We start from the raw sequence: 18,122 nt of genomic DNA on the forward strand, positions 1-18,122 counted from the left end.
TGGGATATGCTTTACTCATGTTGCTCTCTCGGTGCTGTCTACTATCTATTCACAGCGTATACCGAGAGAGCTTTTTTACAATCTGTCCGACTTTTCAAACATCCTCTTAGAGAGGTTTGACTAAGAAACGATTGTTCTCGATTTTAGCTTCAAAAGGTTTTAGCCCTCGTTCTGCTGGGCCTTTAACCACTTTCCCATTAGTAGCAAATTCAGAACCATGACAAGGACAGACAAAACGCTGCTTTTCTTGTTTCCAATCAACTACACAATTTCTATGAGCACATAGAGGGCTGACAGCGACTAATTTTTTATTAGCGCTATTTCTGACAATAAGAAGCTTATCAGTCAATACTTTCCCATGTTCATCTAAAATACTGGTAGGGCCGACAACAGGCTCAAAACCATCAGTTCTGGGTTTAGCTTGCTTGATAGAGTTATTAGATTGTTGTCCAAAAGCGGCGATCGCAGTACCGAAAGTAGAAGCAAAACTGGCTGCAAAAAATAGCAATCTTCGGCGCGTAGCAGAAAAAGGAAAAGTCAAGATATTACCTCTTTAGTTCAGGAATTCAGGAGCAAATACAGCATATTTCAGGTAAATGAGGTAAGCGCTTCGGGGCATGGCAGTGCCAATGCCCCTACAATCAACGATTATCTGTAACTCACCAACTTGCAATTCGCTGTAATTCGTAATTCATAATTCATAATAAAAATTACGAATTACCAATTACTAAGCAGCAACAGGAGTAGGTTTAGCAAACCTTGCATATCGCTCGATATAGAACTCTTTAGAATGAGCGATCGCCTTCACAGATGGACGTTCTTTTAGAGCGTGTTTCCACTGTTTTACACGAGCAAATTCCGCAGGTATACCAAAACCACGATACTCCTTAAGTGCAGGCCAGCGTTCAAACCAAGGGAAAAATGTGAAATCAACCAAACTAATAGATTCACCAAACCAATAGGGGCCATTTTGAGAGAGTTTCCCTAAAGCTTCAGTTTCAATAAATTCTAGATGTTTGTACAGTTCTTGTTTGGCTTCTTCTTACTTTTGAGTATCTGTACTGCGTAACAGAGTAGAAAAAGCTGGTACTAATCTTGTATTAGCAAAATCAATCCAAATTCGAGCTTGTGCTTTAGCAATGGGATCGCTAGGTAAAAGTGGTGGATTAGGGAATACCTCATCTAAATATTCATTAATTACCGCCGATTCCCACACTCGATTTTCACCATGTGTAATTGCAGGTACTTTGCCATAGGGAGAAACTTTTGTAAAACCCTCTGGCTTATTCTGCAAATCAATTTCAATCAAATCAAAATCAATGCCCTTTTCTTGCAAAACTAGGCGTGTACGGTGAGCATAAGGACAAACAACTGCACTATAAATCTTAATGTCCGCCATGTTAATGTTCCTCTATAAATAGGGTTGGTTGCTTGGCATTGTGATAGAGATTTTCTATCTCAAAAATCTCAAAATTTTTGGGATGAATTATTAATTCAAAATCCAAAATTGTCTTAGCCTTTCAACAAAGGTGAAGTATTTCCCCACTGTCCCGTAAACACAAATTCGCTTAAAGGTTTGCGGGTACGGGGTGCTAATTCGCGATCGCGTAATCCATCAGGGAGATTCTCTGGATCGCCTGGATAGCCAATTGTCAACACAGTTGCAGGTTCATAATCTGCGGGAATTTGGTATGTTTCTCTGGCGGTATCTGCGTTAAATCCCCCGATTTGATGAGCAAATAAACCCAGAGATGTCGCCTGGAGAATCAGGTTTTCTATAGCCAGTCCCACATCATGAAATGCGTGTCTGTTTGTCTTGCCATCGTCAGTACGAATTTTTGCCACCGAGAGGATCAATACCGGCGCATTTTTCGCCCATCCTTGATTAAACTCCACCAAGGTACTAAATAAGCGATTGTATTCTGTTACATCCTCTTTGGTTGCAACAATAAAGCTCCAAGGCTGATGATTAAAGGAAGAAGGTGCCCAACGCGCCGCTTCTAACAAAGAAAGTAGTTTCTCTGGTTCAACAGCGCGATCGCTAAAAGCTCTCGGACTCCAACGACTGCGAATGAAGTCATGAACAGGGTATTCCGTAGGAGCAAGTTTCTGCGTCATCTGAGTGAATGTCCTGGGTAATGAACTGAATAGATCTACATCACCGATTTATATTTGATTGCTGCTTGCCAAAGGCTTGTAGCAGTTAAAAAACTTGTTTAGAGAAGAAATACTCAATACTACGGTAAATACGTGTAAGAACCGAATTTTAATTATCCTACTGCATCCATCAGCAGTTAATCAAGTATCAGGGAATCAAAAACCGATACGTTACGGAATATTGCAATTAATTGCAAGCATGAAACATTTATTCAGGAATTGTGATTTGGAGGGCGATCGCTTTTTGCAGGAGATTGTCAAAATGCTCTCAGAAACATCAAAGTAAGAAACTCAACACGAGAATTTCTTACTTGATGTGTTTGACTTTTGCTTCGGAACATTGATCTTTATGAGGATCTATCTCGTTAGCTCTCGTTTGTCTGTTAAGTGTATAAACGCAGGAAAGCAAACCAATAACTATATAGAGGCATGAAGGGGAAGTTTCAAATATGTAAGGAAAGTAACTAAGGTTCTGAAATTATTGAGCCTGCCTTCGCACAATATAGCCCAAAATATCAAACTTCTTGGTCTAGATATACAGAAAGTTGCAATTACACCTTAAGTAGAAGAACCAAAAAATTCTCTGCTTGTTTGCAATACATCAATTTCAGTAAATCTGAGCAGTACCAACACTGTTTATAACTTCAATATAGTGTGGAATCAAAATGAAAAAGCAAATTTTATTGAGTCTTACTTGTTCTATTTCCATATTCAGTGCTTTGTTGTTTTCTCCTATTGCCCAAGAAGCTTTTGGACAATCAAGCCTGAAGGCATTACTTCTTTATTGGCACTCAGGAAGAGAAGACAATTTCATTACAACAAAGGAACGAGCAGCAGAGCCGAACCGAGGTGGAACAGCAGCAGATATGGGTTATGAATATGCACAAAACGAAGCTTGTGTTCTCTCTAGTTCACAACCTGATACGTCTGCATTAAAGCTGTATTGGAGCGAAGAACGACAAGATAACTTTAGTACAGCAACAACAGTAGGACAGAAGAGTGCTGTCGATGCTGGTTACAGATACGTAGGAATTGATGGATATGTTTTCACTACCCAAAAACCTGGCACAGTTCCGTTAAATCTTTATTGGAATGCTGGACGAGGAGACAACATGACAACAGCATCAGCAGCAGGAATACAGGCTGCAAAGGATGCTGGTTACAATTTTGTGCGCACTGAAGGCTATGTCTATCCAGCTAATCAATGTCAGTAATAAATTTCCAACTTACTCAAGTTCACCAGTAGTTAAATACAAGTAATGAAAATTAACACGAAAGCTTGTGCAAAGATTATTTCTTTGGTTTCAATTGTAGCGGCTATGCTTCCTATTACTGCTGAAGCACAAAGTTCAGAATACTACATTTTGAGAGCAAAGCACAGTGATAAATGCTTCCATGTTGTTGGTGATAGAGGAACTGGAAATGGTGTTCCTATTACTCAATATGAGTGTGTCGATCAACCTAACTTACAGTGGAAACTAGAAAAAGCATCAGGAGAACCTGGATACTACTTTATTAGGTCGAGGTGGAGTGGTAGATGCGCCCAAGTCGTTGAACTTGTACAGCAAAATGGTGCTGCAATTACCCAGTGGGATTGTGTGAATCAGGACAATGTTAAATGGTCGCTAGATAAACCAGGTAATGGCTACTACTTCATTAAAGCTAAACATAGTAATAAATGCGCCCAGGTAGTTGAGCTTTCACAGAACAATGGTGCTGCAATTACTCAGTGGGATTGTGTGAATCATGACAATGTTAAATGGAAATTAGAACCTGTATTCTGATTAAATTGTCAATCTCGCAATCTTGAAGACGAAGAGTTTAGAGTTTTTGCGATAAGTTTTTGTAAAAATTTTTGGGAGTAGGTGTATAAGCAGGAAGATATCAACCAATTAATCGATAGAAGGTTCAAAGATGGTGAAGACCTACATTCTTTAATCTTTCACCTAAGAGCTATGTAATTTATCAATTTCTGGGATTTTTCCTGAAAGAATTCTATGAAGAAATTAAACTTCTACAATCGTGTCTTCCATTATCACAGGACAAGGCGGAATTTTTTGAAGTCGATGAAAATCGCTGGATTAGGAGCAGTTGGCTTCAGTGCAACAAACTTGTTTTATCCAACTTTAGCCCAAGCGGTTAATCGCCAGGATCAATGGCGTTGGTGTAATAAGTGTCAAGTACTACATTTTGCTGGTGGAGATTCTCTTGGGGCTTGCGCTGCTGGTGGTTCGCATAATTCTGAAGGTAGTGGTAACTATTCTCTGATATTAAATACACCTAATCTGCGCGGTCAATATGGATGGCGTTGGTGTCGTAAATGCCAAGAATTGTTTTTTGCTGGAGATGGTTCTAGAGGAGTTTGTCCTGCTGGTGGACAACACGATCCTACAGGAAGCTCAGATTATTTGTTGAAGTCGAAAGAAGATTCCCCAGATTATTTTGGTCAAGCTGAATGGCGATGGTGTCGTAAATGTCAGGCGATCGCTTTTGCTGGTGGAGATTCTCTTGGAGCTTGTGCTGCTGGTGGTTCTCATGACAACAGTGGCAGTAGTAACTATATTTTACAAGAAAGATAACAGCAGAATTCATCAACTAATAGATTAACTCCAAACTCTCAAGAATGGTTACTGAAGAGTTTGGCGTTGATGCTTTAGGTGGTCGATGCTGTGAATCAATGGGTAAGGTGGAGGGTAATTTACTTGAGTATAGATTCATTTCCACCACTTGTATTCTTCTTGCTTGTTTGATTGCGATCGCTCAACCATTGCTAGAACTAATTGTATATTACTTGAATCAAATCTCTCGAAAAAATATTTCTACCTGATTGTATAAAGCTAAAAATCTAAACCTATAACTAAATAGAGGGGTTAATGCACTGATATCAACCCCGAGTACACGAACTTTATTCACCATAAATCGCCAAAGTGAATAAAAAGAAAAAGGTCAACCAATAAGTAAATAGAAACGATAAATTCGCTCATCAGGCAGAATAAATTACTGCTGGCTGAACTACAAATTTAGTTTCTAACAATCAACAACATTAACTAGAAGGAGAAACGCAAATGGTAATCAACGGTAGCTCGTATAGCGAGACAATATATGGCACCAACAGTAACAATATTATCTACGGCTACAATGGCAATGATACTTTGTATGGCTACGACGGCAATGATACTTTGTACGGCGGGAATGACAATGACAGGATTTACGGCGGTTACGGAAGCGACTACTTATATGGTGACGCTGGTAACGATTATCTTGATGGTGGCACACCAACTGCCTATGATACTAGTCCTGATTATCTCTACGGTGGAAGCGGTAATGACACCCTCCTTGGAGGTTATGCCAATGACATTCTTGATGGTGGCTCTGGTAACGATACCCTGTATGGTAATGGAGGTAATGACACCCTCCGAGGTATGAGTGGCAACGATATTCTGTATGGTGGAGATGGTAGCGATCGCCTTGATGGCTATGCTACTAGCGGTATAGAGTACGATACCCTCACTGGTGGTGCTGGATCTGATACTTTCATCCTTGGTGGTGGCTGGGGAGTTTCATATCAAGGGCTTGGTTTTGCTACTATTAATGACTGGGATTGGCAGCTAGATTATATCGAAGTTAAAGGTAGTGCTAGTCAATATTCTCTCCGCTCAGAAAACTGGTCTGGTGGTTCTGCTCTCGATACGGCGATTTACTTCGGTAATGATTTGATTGGTGTTGTACAAGACTCAACTAACGTGAACTTTGCTCGAGACTTCAACTTTGTCTAAATAGCAATATCTTCACCAAGATTGTATTAATTAGAGAAGTCTGCGATCGCATTCAACACAAGCAATCTGGCTAATGCAATCTTGGAGCAAACAAGGCTGTTAGTAACACAAACTAGTTTGTCATAGCTGAACGGGTAGGACATTTATATGTCCTACTTTTAATTTAAGAGCATACCAAAATAATTCCAGAAAAAGCTGCAATAAATTAACTTAGTAATTTGGAGAAAAACTGATGAAACTTGAATTAAAATTTTCTGCGATCGCACCTTATTCCATAAGCAAAAATACTTATTTTATTGATAAAGCTTGTATATAGCGATCGCATTCAGGAAGGTGCGTTTTCAAACAAAAGTAAAATTTAATACTGTGCAATTCACTCATAGTTATGGTATATCTGTGCAATATTGACTACATTTACTGACGGTTAATTCTAGATCTGGTGTCACTACAGTAGTACATTCACTATCTTTCTGTACTTTATCCCTATATGAAATATTGGCGGTTGTTACAAAGCTTGCTACTCATATATAGCATCAGTATTGTCGATGGAAGTATTGTCAAAGCAAAAGCGAACTCTGAGAATAAAAGCGATCGCATTCTGCAAATTTTGCATCAAGTTAAAAATCAAACATTAGACTTGACTTTTAAAAAAAATTATGTATCTAATCAAATTCCCAGTAAGACAAATGTTTCGGAAACTTCTTTAGCAGAAACGCCCAAACAAGAACCGGAAAGCAAGCCAAAGCAACTGTGTCCAATAGCTAAAAATTCAGTTGTAAATCGCATACCCCCAATTGTTGGTAATGTCACAATTAGGGGTAGCAGTATTTTTGATCAAAAAGATTTTGCAGAAGCAGCAAAAAAGCTTGATTCACAAAATTTAGCATTCCCTAAACAACTGGCGGAAGCAATTATTAAACTCTATTTAGATAAAGGTTATATAACCTCGACTGCAGTTGTTAATCCTGAGAAAAAAGACGAAATTAAAGTAATTGAAGGTCAGATTAAAGAAATTACAGTTGATGGGAATCAACGGCTAAGTAAATCCTATATTTGTAATCGCATTCTTCTGGGTATCGGTATTCCACTCAATACAAATCAACTTGAAGACCAGTTAAAGATACTGAGAACCGACCCACTATTTAAAAACGTGGAAGCAACGCTGATACCATCAGGTGAAGATGGTTTAAGTAATTTGCAAATCGTAGTTCAAGAAGCAAATTCTTTTAACAGTAGTTTTACTATTGATAATAACTCACCTCCTAGTGTCGGTTCCGAAAGAATTGGTGTTGATTTAAACTATCGTAATTTGACGGGAATTGGGGATGAAATCACAGGTTCTTATTATCGTTCTCTGACTGGAGGTTCGGAAGTATTAAGTTTTACTTATCAAGTAGCAATAAATGCCAAAAATGGGACTTTAACCTTAAGAACAACATTTGATCAAAATAATATTACCCAGTCACCATTTGATGAATTAGGAATTCGCGGAAACCAACAAGCTTACGAAATTAGCTATCGTCAGCCATTGGTGAGAAATCCTACAGAAGAATTCGCTTTATCTTTAGGTTTTGCTTTCCAGGAAGGACAAACTTTTATTTTTAACGAACTCCCCAACCCTTTTGGTATTGGCCCTGATGCGGATGGGGTGAGTCGTACTAGTGTAATTAAGTTTAGCCAAGATTATACCAAACGCGATCCTCAAGGAGCTTGGTCAGTGCGATCGCAATTTAATTTTGGGATTGGCTTATTCAATGCTACTATCAATGAATCTCCGATTCCTGATGGAAATTTCTTTAGTTGGATCGGACAGGTACAGAGGGTACAACGACTCAGTGAAAATCATTTATTGTTAATATTAGCAGATTTACAATTAACACCAGACAGTTTATTACCATCTCAGCAATTTGTGATGGGAGGTAGCCAATCTGTACGAGGTTATCGACAAAATTCTCGCTTCGGTGACAATGGATTTCGCTTGAGTATAGAAGATAGAATCACCTTACAACGCGATGCTTCTGCCGCTCCAACAATCCAACTCATTCCCTTTGTTGACTTAGGGGCTGTTTGGAATAAATCTGATAATCCGAATAAGCTACCTGAACAAACATTTATTGCCAGTGGAGGTTTAGGATTATTATGGAATCAACCTTTAGGAATTGATGGTTTAAGCTTGCGAATTGATTATGGTTTGCCATTTATTAATTTGAGCGATAAGGGGAATAATTTACAAGACGATGGTTTATATTTTAGTCTTCGTTATCGACCGTAATATTAGACTTTTGACTCTATTGATAAAATTATTCCAATTCCTTGATGCTGGGTTGTAAAATAATACCATTTCTCTAAATCCTAGCTACAGATATTTCTCCCCCGCTCCCCTACTTTCTATGTGTTGCTTTATTTTGGAGAATAGGAACGTTTTAAAACTACCATTACTTTTGAAGTATACTCGAAACCAGCATAAACCCTAGTTAAAACAGGTACTACGCTAACTACCTCCCACCCTTCTTTACCCCAATCATTCAAAACTGTATGAAGTGAAGAATCAGCCAAATTTGAGTCATTGATATCTTGCTCTGCAATAGCCAGAACATTTGTAATATATTCCCAAGCCATTAGTTACCTCAATTGAAAAGTTTAGGAATCAACAACATATTAGGACTTACGCAGTGTCAGATATTTTTCATGCTTTTTGTCAATGGTCAATAGTCCATAGTCCAAATACCTGAATTTTGACCACCCTTGTGAGGGTTTTTGTGTTCGGTGCGTAAGTCCTAAATATAGCTCTCACATCTACCCAGGTGAGGGTTTTTTGCGATCGGTTTATCGGTACAAAATCATCTTTAAATTTTTAAAACATGTTTTAATACTAATTCAAATAATATTTGCGACAAATAAATTCTTTGTAGGGAACATCCACAATCTTTCGGTATCTCAAATTATCTTACTGGTGCCGTGCCCCTACCCATCTGTCGCATTCTTTTTTCAAAATGGTATAATTGAGTGAAAATTTTACCAAGGACTACCAATCATTGTATAACCAGCCCAGTAATAAGGATGGGATAAATCTTGATTGGGAAGGTCTTTTAACTCGTTTGGTAAATTAATATTTGTCCAATTGAATTTATTTTTTCCACTATTCACTTTACTGTTGAGCATCGCCAATTGTGCTTCTCTTAAAGCCTTAGCTTTGAGGGGTTTACCCGGAGCATTTTTTAATTGTTCGTAAAATTCAACCATCATTCTTAAACTAGCAGCATCATTAACTTGCCAAAGTGTCGCCAGAGTTGATTTTACTCCTGCTTTCACAGCAAACCCAGCAAAACCTAATTCAGCTTGTTTATTTCCAAGTGCAGTTTGACAAGCACTTAATACAACTAATTCTGCTGGTGGGTTATTCCATCCCAACTCACGAATTTGGTTTAAATTTAAAATTCCATCTCGAAGTGCTATATAAGAGTTATAATCTGAAAAACCTGCATGAGTTGCTAGGTGAATAATCCCTTGATTTTGGCGTTCTTTAAGAGTATTCAACGTTAAATTATCTGGAATTGAACGACCTCTACCCCAAACTTGTTTTGAAAGTATTTCTGCTTCTAGCTTGGCTCCTGGTAATGGTTTATCTCTCAACGAACCAGAAAACTCTGATGTACTCATTGCTAACATTTCGGTATCTTTAATATTTACATATCGAGTATCAGTTAAACTTAAACTTGGCATCAAGCCAATGCTATAATTTTCCTCCTTTTCTATAATGTATTGTTTGCCATCATGAAGGGCGGCTAAAGGAAAGCTACGCAATCCGTCATCAAGAATGAAAACTAAGCCGTTTATTCTTCTGTTTTTGACTTCTTCTTCTAAAGGTTTAAAAAGCCATTGATACATATCTTGAGATATTTTTAAGTGGTCTTCACTTTTCAAAACTTTTTGAGCGTCTTCATTTTGGTTTTTTAAAGCTTTTTGGTAATCTGCCATCAAAGTTCCAAATCTTTCAACTTGATGTTTTACGTCTTGTGATGAAACTCCTACATGACGAAAAACAACGGCATCATTAGCTGTCACTAAAAAAAGATTTAATTGATTGTTTTGAAAAACCGCGTAAATTACTGCTGGTTTAACACCTGTTTCTGATTCGATTCTTCTTAATTGTTCTCTAGTTTCTCCTAGAGTATTTGCACCGCTATTTTTGCCAGATCTATTTTGTGGACTAGTATTTTCTTGTGCTGAATTACCTGGTGCTTTTGAAGTGGTTTCAGATGAATTAGAATGAGAGGAAAAAGGTGAATTTACAGGATTTTGCTCATCCACAATCGTTGGATTTTTTGGGGTTTCAATACTTGGAGACTGCGGATTGGGATTTGAATCATTAGGAAGGGTAGGTCTAGGATTATCAGCAGTTGTTATGTTTTGAATATCGCTAGCAACTAAGGTGTTAGTATTTGAGTTTTTAGATAACTCACCTGCTGTCGTATTAATTTTTATCTGAAGATTATTGGTAAATTTTTCAGTAAATTTCTTGTCGATTTCAACGACACCAAGGTCTAAAACTGGGGGATTTGCAACAAAACGGGTAGGAGTAAGTTGTGGTTTTTTTCCTGGATCAGATTCTTTTTTTGTTGGTTGTTCTTCCGCAGTTTTAGGTGGTGACTCTGTCCCAGTTTGGATTTGGATATTACCTTGAGTTGAGTTCTCAAAAACTACTCTTGTGGGTGCAATAGTGCTTTGTCCACTGGTAATTGCTCCTACTGTACCATTGCGATTGGCATTACCGACAATCAAAGGAGCGTTTTTTGACCCAGTACGAATGATAATATCGCCGCCTCCCTGTCCACCAGCAGTAGAGATACTGGCTAATTTACCATTGCGATCGCTAAATCTTCCTAAAGCACGAAAAAAGCGTCCGGCGGTAATATCTACTGTACCACCTCTGCCATTGACACCGCCTTGAGCATTGATTGAGTTTACCTGAACGTCACCAATCGGATCGAGGATAACGTTACCGCCATCGCTAACTACGGAACTGGAGTTGATAGTACCCGCAGTGATACTGTCTCTGGCTAGGAGGGAAATTAAACCGCCGTTTCCAGTAGCGTTACTAGAGTCTAGGGTTGCTGGGGCGTTAATTGTTGTTCCTCTAAGAGTAATATTGCCCCCAGTAGTGGTTATCGGATTGGAAACTGTCACTGTTGCGATACTGCTAAGGCTGAAATTACCACCACCGGTAACCACAGAACTCAATAAATTAAAGTCGCTACTGACATTTAAGTTAAAATTGCCACCGCCAGTATTAATGCTATTTGGTAGCAAAACCCTGTTTGGGGCTGTGACATTACCCAGGATGGTATCAGATCCAGAGGGCACAAATCCCGCAGAAAAGTCGATAGTATTGGCAGTATTAGCCGTCAGCGAACCGCCACCTAATCCAGAACCGGAACCATATAATATTGAACCAGAAACAATATTACCAGCAGCATTAAGATTAATTGCACCCCCATTGCCATTTAAAGAAACAGACTCCAACGATCCAGCACTAGTGTCAATTAATCCTGTAATACTATTGAGGTTAATGTTTCCTCCACTGCCAGTACCATCAGACCTGGATACTAAGCTGCCAGTAGTGATATTACCAGATGCCGTCACAGCAATTGCTCCACCATTACCAATTCCAAGAGGGAAGGAGGAAGAGTCCAAAATTTTAGTAGTGATGTTACCACCTGCGGTCAAAGTAATCGCCCCGCCATCGCCACGTTCAAGAAATGAGCCAGCGTAAGCGGAAGAGGACAAATTGTCAGTAATAATAATGTCACCAGCCGCAGCTAAAGTTATCGCCCCTCCATTAGCAAAGTTGGAGAAAGATTCTGCACTGATAACGTTAACTGAGCCGCCAGTACTATTTATATTAATATTGCCGCCATTGCTACCAGTGCCATAAGAGAAAGAAAACAAAGCATTAGTAGAGATATTACTAGCAGCCGTCAGAGTAATTGCACCTCCATTCCCACTAACATCATTTCCGGGAGTCACGGCGGTAGATTCCAAAGATCCAGCAGTAGTATTAATAGATCCAGTGGTACTGGTAATAGTAATGTTTCCAGCATTACCTGTTTCCGATGCTGATAGTAGACTAACAGCAATCCCATTCACAGGAGATATAAGACTACTACCAATAGTAATGTTGCCATTGGCGGTCAGGTTAATGTTACCACCATTAGCGATCGCACCACCAAAGCCTGTGGTCGAGCTAGAGTTAAGGGTTTGTGTAGTAATATTACCATTGGCGTTGAGATTAATGGCACCACCATTACCAACTGTAGAATTAGAGTTGATTGTTTCTGCGGTGATGTTGCCATTAGCGTTGAGATTAATTGCACCACCATTACCAGTTGTGGAGTTAGAGTCAAGATTTCCGGCGTTGATATTACCTTGACTGGTGATAGTAATTGCTTGTCCTGGATTGACGATATTACCAACGGTAATCTCGTTAGCTTCTAAGGTAAAGGGGAAATCACCAGTACCAAACAGAGTACCCCCGCTATGGTTAATCGTATTAGCACGAAGGGTGAGCGGAGTGTTAAACCTAGCATCACCTGTGAGAACAATATTGCCATTGCTATTGGAGTTAATTGAACCGCTAGCGTAGAAAATTCCCTCTGCACCGTTAGTTCCAGTACCAGTTAAAGAAATATTTCCCTTGCCAACAGATTCCACTACGCTATTAACATCGTTTTTAATACCGTAATTTTGCCCAGATCCATTACCAGCAATACCTGTCAAATTGATATTGCCATCGTTCGATCTAATTGTCGAGACTCCCGATTTTGCTGCATAGGAACCCAGCTGTATACCACTACTTCCTACTGTCCCATTTCCACCTGTTCCTTCTAGAGTAATATTTCCCTTACCAGTGGATTCGATTAAGCTACCATTACCTTCAACAGAACCAGTACCAAGAACTATACCTTCATTAGAACCATCACCACCTTGACCTTTGAGAGTAATATCTCCATCCACTGAGGTGATTGTTGCACCAGCTGTTCCACCAATCTGTATTCCCCAGCTACTATTACCATTGCCACTAATATTACCAGTACCACCAATTCCTTCTAAGGTAATATTTCCGCTTCCTTGCGATTTCACAGCAGCAGCATCGTTTAGGCGAATTCCAATCTGTCCGCTTCCCGAACCGTTTCCCGCAGTACCTTTGACGCTGATGTTCCCATCTACTGAGGTAACATTTCCTTGAATCTCTACTCCGAGAACTTCGTTTGTTCCTTTCCCTCCATTACCGATGATGGTAATATTTCCCGATCCAGTTGAGCGGACAATATCAAGATTAGCGATCGCAATACCTCGATTATACCTGGCAGTTCCGTCCTGACTACCAGTACCATCTAAGATAATATTTCCTTTGCCAGTCGATTCTACAACTGCGTTATTAATCAGGACAATCCCATCATTTCCTTCTCCCGTACCATTACCAACGCCAGTTATGCTAATATCTCCATCTACTGCACTGACTTTCGAGCCAAAAGCCATTCCGATTCCACCACCACCGTTACCACCTGTACCTTTCAAGGTGATGGTTCCAGTACCAGTGGTTCGTAACTCACTCCCAACTAAAAGAATACCTGCATTGCTATTAGCAGTTGTTCCTCCTATACCTGTGAGGTTAATGTTACCGCTACCTGTATCAATAATGGTGGTATTCAGGCTAATGCCATAGTTAACGGTATTATTGCCATTACCAGTACCTGTAAAGTTACCACCTTTTGTAGTAATAACTAGAGGATTTCCCAACATCGTCAGGGCACCATTAGCGATCAGATTAACGTTTCCGCCGTTGGTTGTGATGTTGGCATTAACGTTAATATTGTTACCTGCCTGAGCAGTCAATCCTACACCAGCAGTGGTGATGTCAATTGGTGCATTGAAGTTAATATCTCTAGTTGCTTGCAGGGTGATATTACCTGTAATTCCTGAGAATGCTGTGTTATTAATTTCAAAATCAGTTGTTGTATCCCCATCTGCAAAGAAAATTGAGCCATCGGCAACTTGAGCATCAGTACCGGTACCAGCCACAATGTTAATATCTCTTGGATCAAACAAAACTGTTCCAGGCGTACCAAAAGATGCGCCTACATTAGCATTACCCGCAAACCCCAGGTTTTCTTTGCCGGAAATTTCAATAAACCCACCATTGCCAAATAGGTTACCACCCCTAGCGCTGGCATTGCCATCAAAGCGGGTTGCTTTATCTGCCCAAACAAAAATATTACCACCATTGCCGGTGCTGACTCCATCAGCGTTGATGGTTGAATCTTGACTTACCAATGTCTGCAAAGCATTTGCTACATTACCTTTTCCTTGATAATCGCCACCAACCCGCACTGTTCCACCGCCATTTGTCCCAGAAGCGTTAATATTGGCGCTAACTACCCCTACTTTCTCCCCTAGTATATTTACATTACCTCCTGTGTTACCAGATACATCTATGTTGCCGGAGGTAATATTAGTTCCTGGTTCTGTGGGAATTTCTGTCCCGGTAGCTGATAACCTAACTTTGCTGTTGTTATCAACTGTTAACCCTGCTTCCCCACTAGTAATTTTTCCGACAGTTAACAATTGTGGCAAGGATAAAGGTGAGAATGGTAAAGGATTTGGCGCATTGCTGGTTGGTTTTTCTAGTGCCAAACTTAACACGTTACCTTGCTGACTAATTTTGACTAAGTTGCTTCCCGGTATGGCGCTAACGGTAATATTTCCAGATGGTGTTTTGATGGTTCCTGTATTAACTACAGTTCCACCCAGCAACATTAAATTTTGTCCTTCCTTCAGCGTTAAATTCCCTGCATTGAAAATGCTTCCTGGTTGGGACATAGTAAACGCAAAACTGTTGGGATTTCCCACCAAAGCTTGATAATTGTTGCTACCAATGGCGTTAAACCAATCTGTACCAAAACCAATACCATTGGCGGTTGTTGCGGTAAAAGCTGCTGGAACATCTAAACGAGCATTTGCACCAAAAATTATACCTGCGGGATTCATTAAATACAGGTTGGAATTACCGCCTGTTACTTGAATTAAGCCATTAATTATTGAAGCATTACCACCAGTGACACGCCCTAAAATATTTTGAATTTGTGGGTTAGAGACAAAGTTGGCGATTTCGTTGGGGTTAAGACCAAATTTCTGTAAACTGTGGAAGAGGTTTGCTTTATCTCCTGAAAGAGTTCCCCCTTGAATATTGATGCGGTTTCCCTCTGTTGTAATATTTGTTCCTGTACCATCAGCAGCAGGGGTAATTGATTGAGCTTTTGCGGCTGTAATGGTGTGAAGAGCGAAAATTATCGGTAAAGATAGGGATAATAGAATTCCGCTTATATTCTTTGTTAACGAGATAATCCAGGCTTTTTTCATCATAAAAACTGTAGAAATTAATGATTCCAGGGATGTGTGGAAAATGGTGGTTCAGTTGGAGATTATTGCTGTGCGGTACAGCAAGGGGTGATTGGTTCTGAGTCAAAATCCTTTAAATTCACAGTGGAATATCCCAATAGTTCTTTCCAACTCGCTAGAAGTTGGGGATTTTTGGGGTCATTGCGTAATGCTTCTGCAAGGGTGTTGAGTGTGTCGTACCAAATACCTTGGTCTGCGTAAATTTTGCTGCGATCGCTTGGTGATGCTTGCTCAATTTTTGTCACAATACTAGAGTCAAGGGGTACTCGTTTCACCCAACCGATGATTTCATCGGGTACTTTGCTGGAGACTCCCGTAACAATGCTGCAATCTACAGAGAAAGTCCACTGGTAATCTTTGTTAATTTCTAATGCAGGTATTTCTTTCGGCAGAGTAATACTAATAATTCCGGGAGAGTTAATCCCACCTGCAACTTTGAGTGGATAATCTTTACCACTTGGGTCTTTTAAGTTAAATTTAAATGCGTTTTCAGGTACCTTTTTATAAGGAACGTAAATCCAAAAAGTCGGGCGTTCGGATGCGGTAGTTGCTCCGTTGTTGGGATTTTGGTGTACTAATAGTTTCAGAGGTTTGTTTGTAAAATAGCAAATATCTCCACGACTTCCTGTAGATGCTGTCTTGCGAGGCCGACCGTCACCGCTAAAATTTGGTTCTTTTTTTGCTTTCTCTTGTGCTAGGACTTGTAAATATGAACCAAGAAAGCTGGTTAATATTAAAGCGATCGCATTTGTAAGCAGCACCTTACGACGATATTTTTGCATCTGAGTCATGATTCGGATTCTGAAAATTTAGTATTTTTGATAACTGTTTTGATACTAAGTAAGGAAATTAGCAAAATTTGGAGAGCAAAAATTTACTCCCGGATCGTTAGTTTCAATAGTATTGAATTGACTTATATCAATGAATTTGGGTTGTTGCTCGGTTTTTCTAGGCAAAAATCTTGATTAAAGCTGATAAAGCACCCATGAACAGTATTTTAACGCAAAATTACTGACAATCATACAGAATTTTTAGTATGTAACATTACAAGCTTGCAGTGGGAAAAACAAGTAATATAAAATACATAATCTTGTTTTTGAGCGCACTAGTACAAAACTGTGTAAATAAAGCTACCATTTCAAACAGTCACAAGCCTTGATGTATTAACCTTTTGACTTTTGACTTTTGACTTCCGCGCAGAGGTACTAGTTCAGTTTCTTTTTTGTGCAATTTGAATTTTAGAGGCTATGAAAATCACGCTCAATCCTGTCACTGTCAAACCTGCTATCGCGGGAATTAACGGTATCCATCCACCAGCGAGAAAAATCCAACAGCAAACTACATAGAGGCTAGCTAACACTCCACATCCAGCCAGCACTAAATATAGTTTGGTTCTCAATTTCTCTGATTTTTAGTATTTTATTATACTTAGTAAAATATCCACATCAGCTATCTAGTTATATAGAATAGAAATTAATCTATAGATAAAATAGTGACTATTGCAGGCGGGAAAGTAAATTAAATCACAAAATACTCAGTCATGCTTTTGTCACCGCAAGTTATTTCTATACTAAATTTCTCACCTTGTTGTCCAGCAAATTGCAGTTGAATTGTTTGAGTGACATTTGCACTAGCTTGGGCAATTTCATTACCATCTTCGTCCAGTAACCGCACCTGAACTTCATGAGGTAAATCAGCATTATCTGTAGGACAAATATTTACTCCAATTGTGACTTCGGTATCATTGGTTGCAGATACACCAATCAATAAAGCTACTTGTTCTTGATTTACTGGAGAACCAAAATCTAAAACCTTAACTCGGTTAACATCAAATACCGAGTTTTGATTAGTTAAACTTCTGGTGTTACTTCCTCTCCAAGCTGTAGCGATTTGTTGATCTGTCAATGTATCTTGGATTGTTTGCCAAACAGGTGCAAAATTTCCGCGCAACCATTCACTTAATCTAGTCAATTCGGTTACTTTATTGGTAATTCCTAGTCGCATGGCATACAATTTTTGCCGCGAATTATTGTTTGATAGTAATGCGCCCCAAGTAGAAAATGGTACTTGCAAACGTGGAAAGATCATCTCTGGATTTCCTAAACGCTGGATCAAATTTTCTGTTTGGATAGTTGATAATTCTGTTAATGGAGAAATATCCACTCGTGTTTGCAGATCTGGATAAAATTGACACCTTACCCACAGAGAATCCATATCGTCAGTTAAATCTTCTGCATCGATGCAGTAAGTGCGATCGCTTGCATCATAAGTACCTGTAGTTTTTAATTGATGATGGGTTGTATAACCCCAAACCCTCAGCCATTCAGATTCTGGTCTGATCTGTACGGCAATATAATAATCTCCAACCCAATTGGGAATATCCACCCACTCTTGCGGAACTTCTAATTCACCATCATCTATGGCTTCAGTAGGAATTAATACTAACCTTGTTGCGCCTATGGTGATGGCGCTACCATTGACAACTTCCCATAAAGCAGGCATTTGAGCATCATTCAGCCAAATACTAGCTTCAGGGGTATTATTAGCTTGTATTCTGGCTAAAACTGCTTTTAGGCAAATTTGATTGATGTATGCATTCCAGCGACTATTGGGTGTCGCGTGCTGTTGGCTTTGTTCCCACGATTCTGTTCGTGTTAGCGGTGGTACATCTAACCACCATTCCTGGGGTTGTGCAAATTTAAAACTCATAGTTTTGTCTCTCAAGGGTCT

12 protein-coding genes and 1 pseudogene are annotated in these 18,122 nt (G+C 39.4%); 6 read left to right on the plus strand and 7 right to left on the minus strand.

The window, feature by feature from the left end; all coding sequences use genetic code 11:
* Positions 1–106 precede the first annotated feature (106 nt).
* The 3 genes and pseudogenes from H6G08_RS30940 to H6G08_RS30950 all read right to left on the minus strand — a co-directional run bounded on the left by H6G08_RS30940 (position 107) and on the right by H6G08_RS30950 (position 2,118).
* Positions 107–541 (minus strand): QcrA and Rieske domain-containing protein, encoded by a 435-nt coding sequence (locus H6G08_RS30940; protein WP_190550167.1) that lies wholly within the window; start codon positions 539–541, stop codon positions 107–109.
* Between the two features lie 186 nt (positions 542–727).
* Positions 728–1,399 (minus strand): annotated as a pseudogene (locus tag H6G08_RS30945) (glutathione S-transferase family protein).
* 113 nt (positions 1,400–1,512) lie between these two features.
* The gene (locus tag H6G08_RS30950) at positions 1,513–2,118 is read right to left on the minus strand and encodes a nitroreductase family protein (protein ID WP_190550169.1); all 606 of its coding nucleotides are present in this window, start codon (positions 2,116–2,118) and stop codon (positions 1,513–1,515) included.
* A gap of 704 nt (positions 2,119–2,822) precedes the next feature.
* Between H6G08_RS30950 and H6G08_RS30955 the strand changes: the two genes are divergently transcribed.
* The 6 genes from H6G08_RS30955 to H6G08_RS30980 all read left to right on the plus strand — a co-directional run bounded on the left by H6G08_RS30955 (position 2,823) and on the right by H6G08_RS30980 (position 8,205).
* Positions 2,823–3,371, plus strand: a complete 549-nt coding sequence (locus H6G08_RS30955; protein WP_190550171.1) for a hypothetical protein — start codon at positions 2,823–2,825, stop codon at positions 3,369–3,371.
* A gap of 45 nt (positions 3,372–3,416) precedes the next feature.
* Entirely contained in the window at positions 3,417–3,941 is a 525-nt protein-coding gene (locus tag H6G08_RS30960) for an RICIN domain-containing protein (RefSeq protein ID WP_190550173.1), read from the plus strand.
* Positions 3,942–4,214: 273 nt separating this feature from the next.
* Positions 4,215–4,736 carry a hypothetical protein gene (locus H6G08_RS30965; RefSeq protein ID WP_190550175.1) on the plus strand — a complete coding sequence of 174 codons (522 nt, stop codon included), beginning with the start codon at positions 4,215–4,217 and terminating at the stop codon, positions 4,734–4,736.
* 44 nt (positions 4,737–4,780) lie between these two features.
* Positions 4,781–4,984 (plus strand): hypothetical protein, encoded by a 204-nt coding sequence (locus tag H6G08_RS30970; protein ID WP_190550177.1) that lies wholly within the window; start codon positions 4,781–4,783, stop codon positions 4,982–4,984.
* 238 nt (positions 4,985–5,222) lie between these two features.
* Complete coding sequence (locus H6G08_RS38390) at positions 5,223–5,933, plus strand: calcium-binding protein (protein ID WP_190550179.1); 711 nt, start codon at positions 5,223–5,225, stop codon at positions 5,931–5,933.
* Positions 5,934–6,420: 487 nt separating this feature from the next.
* Complete coding sequence (locus H6G08_RS30980) at positions 6,421–8,205, plus strand: ShlB/FhaC/HecB family hemolysin secretion/activation protein (RefSeq protein WP_190550181.1); 1,785 nt, start codon at positions 6,421–6,423, stop codon at positions 8,203–8,205.
* A 128-nt stretch (positions 8,206–8,333) separates the two neighbouring features.
* Here H6G08_RS30980 and H6G08_RS30985 read toward each other — a convergent pair whose 3' ends face one another.
* From H6G08_RS30985 to H6G08_RS31000, 4 genes are all read right to left on the minus strand, one after another.
* Positions 8,334–8,552 (minus strand): DUF4177 domain-containing protein, encoded by a 219-nt coding sequence (locus H6G08_RS30985; RefSeq protein ID WP_190550183.1) that lies wholly within the window; start codon positions 8,550–8,552, stop codon positions 8,334–8,336.
* 396 nt (positions 8,553–8,948) lie between these two features.
* Complete coding sequence (locus H6G08_RS30990) at positions 8,949–15,356, minus strand: CHAT domain-containing protein (RefSeq protein ID WP_190550185.1); 6,408 nt, start codon at positions 15,354–15,356, stop codon at positions 8,949–8,951.
* 59 nt (positions 15,357–15,415) lie between these two features.
* Positions 15,416–16,183, minus strand: a complete 768-nt coding sequence (locus H6G08_RS30995; protein ID WP_190550187.1) for a DUF928 domain-containing protein — start codon at positions 16,181–16,183, stop codon at positions 15,416–15,418.
* A 727-nt stretch (positions 16,184–16,910) separates the two neighbouring features.
* A complete protein-coding gene (locus H6G08_RS31000) occupies positions 16,911–18,101 on the minus strand; it encodes a DUF1822 family protein (RefSeq protein ID WP_190550189.1) in 1,191 nt (396 codons plus the stop codon).
* Positions 18,102–18,122 lie beyond the last annotated feature (21 nt).

This window comes from Calothrix anomala FACHB-343 (assembly GCF_014696435.1).
Classification (GTDB): Bacteria; Cyanobacteriota; Cyanobacteriia; order Cyanobacteriales; family Nostocaceae; genus Aulosira; species Aulosira anomala_A.